The sequence below is a fragment of the Vibrio sp. 2096 genome (assembly GCF_033339595.1).
Classification (GTDB): Bacteria; Pseudomonadota; Gammaproteobacteria; order Enterobacterales; family Vibrionaceae; genus Vibrio; species Vibrio alginolyticus.
In genome coordinates this window covers 1-4953 of record NZ_JAWOUX010000036.1, presented here as the reverse complement: position 1 = coordinate 4953, position 4953 = coordinate 1, and the positions used below count along the sequence as shown (strand labels likewise).

Annotated in this window: 5 protein-coding genes; 3 read left to right on the top strand and 2 right to left on the bottom strand. The window is 47.1% G+C overall.

Annotation, left to right across the window (positions count from 1 at the left end):
• Nucleotides 1-78: 78 nt before the first annotated feature.
• Nucleotides 79-1620, top strand: a complete 1542-nt coding sequence (locus tag R7Q41_RS23630) for an IS91-like element ISCR1 family transposase (RefSeq protein WP_000050481.1) — start codon at nucleotides 79-81, stop codon at nucleotides 1618-1620.
• 121 nt (nucleotides 1621-1741) lie between these two features.
• Here R7Q41_RS23630 and R7Q41_RS23625 read toward each other — a convergent pair whose 3' ends face one another.
• Nucleotides 1742-2200, bottom strand: coding sequence for a GNAT family N-acetyltransferase (locus R7Q41_RS23625; protein ID WP_181726414.1), 459 nt, complete (start codon nucleotides 2198-2200; stop codon nucleotides 1742-1744).
• A 23-nt stretch (nucleotides 2201-2223) separates the two neighbouring features.
• Nucleotides 2224-2964 (bottom strand): subclass B1 metallo-beta-lactamase VAM-1, encoded by a 741-nt coding sequence (locus R7Q41_RS23620; protein ID WP_181726415.1) that lies wholly within the window; start codon nucleotides 2962-2964, stop codon nucleotides 2224-2226.
• A 178-nt stretch (nucleotides 2965-3142) separates the two neighbouring features.
• Here R7Q41_RS23620 and blaPSE point away from each other — a divergent pair, with 178 nt between their 5' ends.
• Nucleotides 3143-3976: a PSE family carbenicillin-hydrolyzing class A beta-lactamase gene (blaPSE, locus tag R7Q41_RS23615; protein ID WP_181726425.1), complete on the top strand. Its 834-nt coding sequence runs from the start codon at nucleotides 3143-3145 to the stop codon at nucleotides 3974-3976.
• Nucleotides 3977-4093: 117 nt separating this feature from the next.
• A complete protein-coding gene (gene aadA1, locus R7Q41_RS23610; protein WP_181726426.1) occupies nucleotides 4094-4912 on the top strand; it encodes an ANT(3'')-Ia family aminoglycoside nucleotidyltransferase AadA1 in 819 nt (272 codons plus the stop codon).
• The last annotated feature ends 41 nt before the right edge of the window (nucleotides 4913-4953 follow it).

Genomic DNA, 4953 nt, shown 5'->3' with positions numbered 1-4953 from the left:
ACCCACCTCCGCAGCCATTTATTGGTGTGGTCTACAGAGGATTAAGTCTTTTTAGAGGGGAAAATCCCTAGAACCCCCATGTCGCTGGCAAGGAACGCCACGGCGAGTCAATCGCCCACTCAAACAAACGGTTACGAACGCCACCAACCCGACCAGACGCTGCTCTACCAGCTGGTTGAGCAGCACTACCCAGCCTTCAAAGCCTCACTCGAAGCCCAAGGTCAACACCTGCCTCGCTACATCCAACAAGAATTCAACGACCTCCTCCAATGTGGCCGTCTGGAGTATGGTTTCATGCGGGTTCGCTGCGAGGATTGTCATCACGAGCGTCTGGTCGCCTTCAGCTGTAAACGACGCGGCTTTTGCCCTAGCTGCGGTGCCCGCCGGATGGCCGAGAGTGCGGCGCTGCTGATAGACGAAGTCTTCCCCAAGGAGCCCATTCGCCAGTGGGTGCTCAGCTTTCCTTTCCAGCTACGCTTTTTGCTGGCTCGCCATCCCCAGCTGATGGGCCAGGTCTTGAGTATCGTCTATCGTACACTCTCAACTCATCTGATCAAAAAAGCCGGTTACACCAAAGCCTCTGCACAAACTGGCTCAGTGACTCTTATCCAACGCTTTGGCTCCGCGCTAAATCTCAATGTCCACTACCACATGCTGTTTCTCGATGGTGTCTATGCCGAAGATGACTATGGCAAGCAACGCTTCCATCGTGTCAAGGCACCCACTTACGATGAGCTGAATACGCTCGCTCACACCCTCAGCCATCGCATCGCTCGCTGCATGGAAAAGCGTGGGATTTTGGAGCGTGATGCCGAGAATACGTGGTTGACACTGGAAGAGGGCGAAGACGATACGCTGACTCAATTACATGGTGCTTCGGTTACGTATCGCATTGCCGTCGGCCCCCAGCAAGGGCGCAAAGTCTTCACCCTGCAAACCTTGCCAGGGCGTGAGGATAAAGCCGACTCAAGCAGTCGAGTAGCCAACCATGCTGGTTTCTCGCTACACGCCGGTGTGATGGCCGAAGCGCATCAGCGGGATAAGCTTGAGCGCTTGTGTCGCTACATTAGTCGGCCAGCGGTTTCAGAAAAACGTCTGGCATTAACCGCCAATGGGCAGGTGCGTTACGAGCTCAAAACTCCGTACCGCAATGGCACCACCCATGTGATCTTCGAGCCGCTGGACTTCATCGCCAAACTCGCTGCGTTGGTACCTAAGCCGCGAGTCAACCTCACACGCTTCCACGGCGTCTTTGCACCGAACAGCAAACACCGAGTTCAAGTAACACCCGCCAAGCGGGGCAAGAAGCCCGACAAATCGGAAGGTCTCGATACTAACTGGCGTGACAAGAGTCCTGCAGAGCGCCACCGCGCCATGACCTGGATGCAACGCCTCAAGCGAGTCTTCAATATTGATATTGAAGTCTGCGAACACTGCGGCGGTCACGTCAAAGTGATTGCCAGCATCGAAGATCCGAAGGTCATTGAGCAGATTCTCAAGCATCTGAAACAGAAAACAGCCAAGGCGAATGCCGCCAAGCAGCGTGAGCTGCCACCAGAACGAGCGCCGCCACTGACTCCCAGCCTGTTCGATCCATCACAGAGTCGTCTCTTTGACTGACGACCCCAAATCCAACACTGCTCAACACTGCCAACTTTTAAACGGGGCGGTGGGGCAGTTTGTATCTCTCGAGCTATCAGGCTAGAGATTTTACCGCCAAATCGAACCTTATTAGAGCGGTTTAGGCTGGACCGGCAGTTAAAATTGGGGCTTGAGCGGTAAACGAGTGAGGGAATTTCAGGTAAGATACTTCGGATGAGGAGCAAAAAGGTGGTTTATACTTCCTATACCCAAATTGCTTAATTAATGTTAAAGCTTCTCCAGCAATTCCCCTGCCTTGAGCACTTTGCTTAATCATGTAACCTACTTCGGCTATTCGCGCCTTGTGATTAATGACCTTCAATCCAATACTGCCCAGCTTTTCTCCTGATGATATGTCCTCAATACCAAATGAAAGCCAGTGATCACTTTCAAACTGCCAAGATTGAGATTTTAACTCAAACGCTGCCACAGCTTCTTGATAAGTTAGAGGCTCATACACATGCTCCATCATAATGGGGCACATTGATATTTCTATGAACAACTGTCTATCTGAACTATCAAATGGTGATAGTTTTATTCTACTACCTCTTAGCTCCACTATTTTTCCTTTGCTTTATTTGTCTATTTGTCAGAAGTCTTATCGGATGATGCTAATTTTTGTGTATGAAGGAGTAAACTAACGTCTCCAACCTGACCATGCCCAGGCACTACAGTGACTATATCTGGATAGCGTTGCAGCACTCTTTGAATAGAGTTCGACCATTCGCCTATATTTGCATCTCCAGTGTAACCTAGACTTTTATTACGGAGGCTTTTAACAAAGCAACCGCCAAATAATAGCTTTTCATTCGGTAACCAAACAACGATGTTATCTTCAGTATGGCCTGGGCCAGGATAATACACTGTCGCAATGCCGTTGAAAATTTTGAGTTCATTGCTCGATATTTCAGTATTCGAAATTTCTTTGTTATTGAGTTTAAGAAGTTGATTAGTGAGTGAAGTGGCATAAGTGTTAACTTTTAAATCATTTAAAAGTGGTAAATCACCACTCGCATCTTCATGAAAGTGAGTTACTATTGCGCTTTTTAGTACGAGACCTCTATCTTCAATCCATTCAATAAGTTGATTGGTTGCTTTGGTCGTCCAAGGAGTGTCAATCAGGTATGCCGCATCTCCATCGACTACAATTAAGCCAGACGCGCCAATAAACCCCCAAGGCTCAACATGTTTATATGAGATATGCTGATAGATATTATCGGTTAATTGTTTAACCTCCAGCGTTTTAGTGTCTGTATTGTTTGCTGCTGTTACAAAAGGAACAAAAAGAGTAATGAGCAGAATATTTTTTATCAGAAAATTCATTATTGACGACCTCTGAACGTCATTAAAAATGTGCAATTATGAGCTTGTAACGTCTATTACATTGAATCAAATTAAGTTGTTCATAGCGACTAAGTAGAGACATTTATCTTAAGTAACCTTATATGCGTTTGTAATCTTTTAATGCATTGAGACATGGAGCAAATGCTAAGAATAGCGTATCTTTTATGCTTTTGCAAGTAGTTCAAAGTTTCGGCAAGTTGAACAAGACGTTAAGGCAATTGAAGTTTCTCTTTCTGCTCGTATAGGTGTTTCCGTTCTTGATACTCAAAATGGAGAATACTGGGATTACAATGGCAATCAGCGCTTCCCGTTGACAAGTACTTTTAAAACAATAGCTTGCGCTAAATTACTATATGATGCTGAGCAAGGAAAAGTTAATCCCAATAGTACAGTCGAGATTAAGAAAGCAGATCTTGTGACCTATTCCCCTGTAATAGAAAAGCAAGTAGGGCAGGCAATCACACTCGATGATGCGTGCTTCGCAACTATGACTACAAGTGATAATACTGCGGCAAATATCATCCTAAGTGCTGTAGGTGGCTCCAAAGGCGTTACTGATTTTTTAAGACAAATTGGGGACAAAGAGACTCGTCTAGACCGTATTGAGCCTGATTTAAATGAAGGTAAGCTCGGTGATTTGAGGGATACGACAACTCCTAAGGCAATAGCCAGTACTTTGAATAAATTTTTATTTGGTTCAGCGCTATCTGAAATGAACAAAAAAAAATTAGAGTCTTGGATGGTGAACAATCAAGTCACTGGTAATTTACTACGTTCAGTATTGCCGGCGGGATGGAACATTGCGGATCGTTCAGGTGCTGGCGGATTTGGTGCTCGGAGTATTACAGCAGTTGTGTGGAGTGAGCATCAAGCCCCAATTATTGTGAGCATCTATCTAGCTCAAACACAGGCTTCAATGGCAGAGCGAAATGATGCGATTGTTAAAATTGGTCGTTCAATTTTTGACGTTTATACATCACAGTCGCGCTGATAAGGCTAACAAGGCCATCAAGTTGACGGCTTTTCCGTCGCTTGTTTTGTGGCTTAACGCTACGCTACCACAAAACAATCAACTACAAAGCCGCAACTTATGGCGGCGTTAAACATCATGAGGGAAGCGGTGATCGCCGAAGTATCGACTCAACTATCAGAGGTAGTTGGCGTCATCGAGCGCCATCTCGAACCGACGTTGCTGGCCGTACATTTGTACGGCTCCGCAGTGGATGGCGGCCTGAAGCCACACAGTGATATTGATTTGCTGGTTACGGTGACCGTAAGGCTTGATGAAACAACGCGGCGAGCTTTGATCAACGACCTTTTGGAAACTTCGGCTTCCCCTGGAGAGAGCGAGATTCTCCGCGCTGTAGAAGTCACCATTGTTGTGCACGACGACATCATTCCGTGGCGTTATCCAGCTAAGCGCGAACTGCAATTTGGAGAATGGCAGCGCAATGACATTCTTGCAGGTATCTTCGAGCCAGCCACGATCGACATTGATCTGGCTATCTTGCTGACAAAAGCAAGAGAACATAGCGTTGCCTTGGTAGGTCCAGCGGCGGAGGAACTCTTTGATCCGGTTCCTGAACAGGATCTATTTGAGGCGCTAAATGAAACCTTAACGCTATGGAACTCGCCGCCCGACTGGGCTGGCGATGAGCGAAATGTAGTGCTTACGTTGTCCCGCATTTGGTACAGCGCAGTAACCGGCAAAATCGCGCCGAAGGATGTCGCTGCCGACTGGGCAATGGAGCGCCTGCCGGCCCAGTATCAGCCCGTCATACTTGAAGCTAGACAGGCTTATCTTGGACAAGAAGAAGATCGCTTGGCCTCCCGCGCAGATCAGTTGGAAGAATTTGTTCACTACGTGAAAGGCGAGATCACCAAGGTAGTCGGGGTTCTAGGGATTTTCCCCTCTAAAAAGACATAATCCTCTGTAGACCACACCAATAAATGGCTGCGGAGGTGGTT

What these genes read in the sequence shown, in the direction of transcription:
- R7Q41_RS23630 (WP_000050481.1), top strand. Translation starts at nt 79, where the DNA reads ATGTCGCTGGCAAGGAACGCCACGGCGAGTCAATCGCCCACTCAAACA.
- R7Q41_RS23620 (WP_181726415.1), bottom strand. Translation starts at nt 2,964, where the DNA reads ATGAATTTTCTGATAAAAAATATTCTGCTCATTACTCTTTTTGTTCCT.
- aadA1 (WP_181726426.1), top strand. Translation starts at nt 4,094, where the DNA reads ATGAGGGAAGCGGTGATCGCCGAAGTATCGACTCAACTATCAGAGGTA.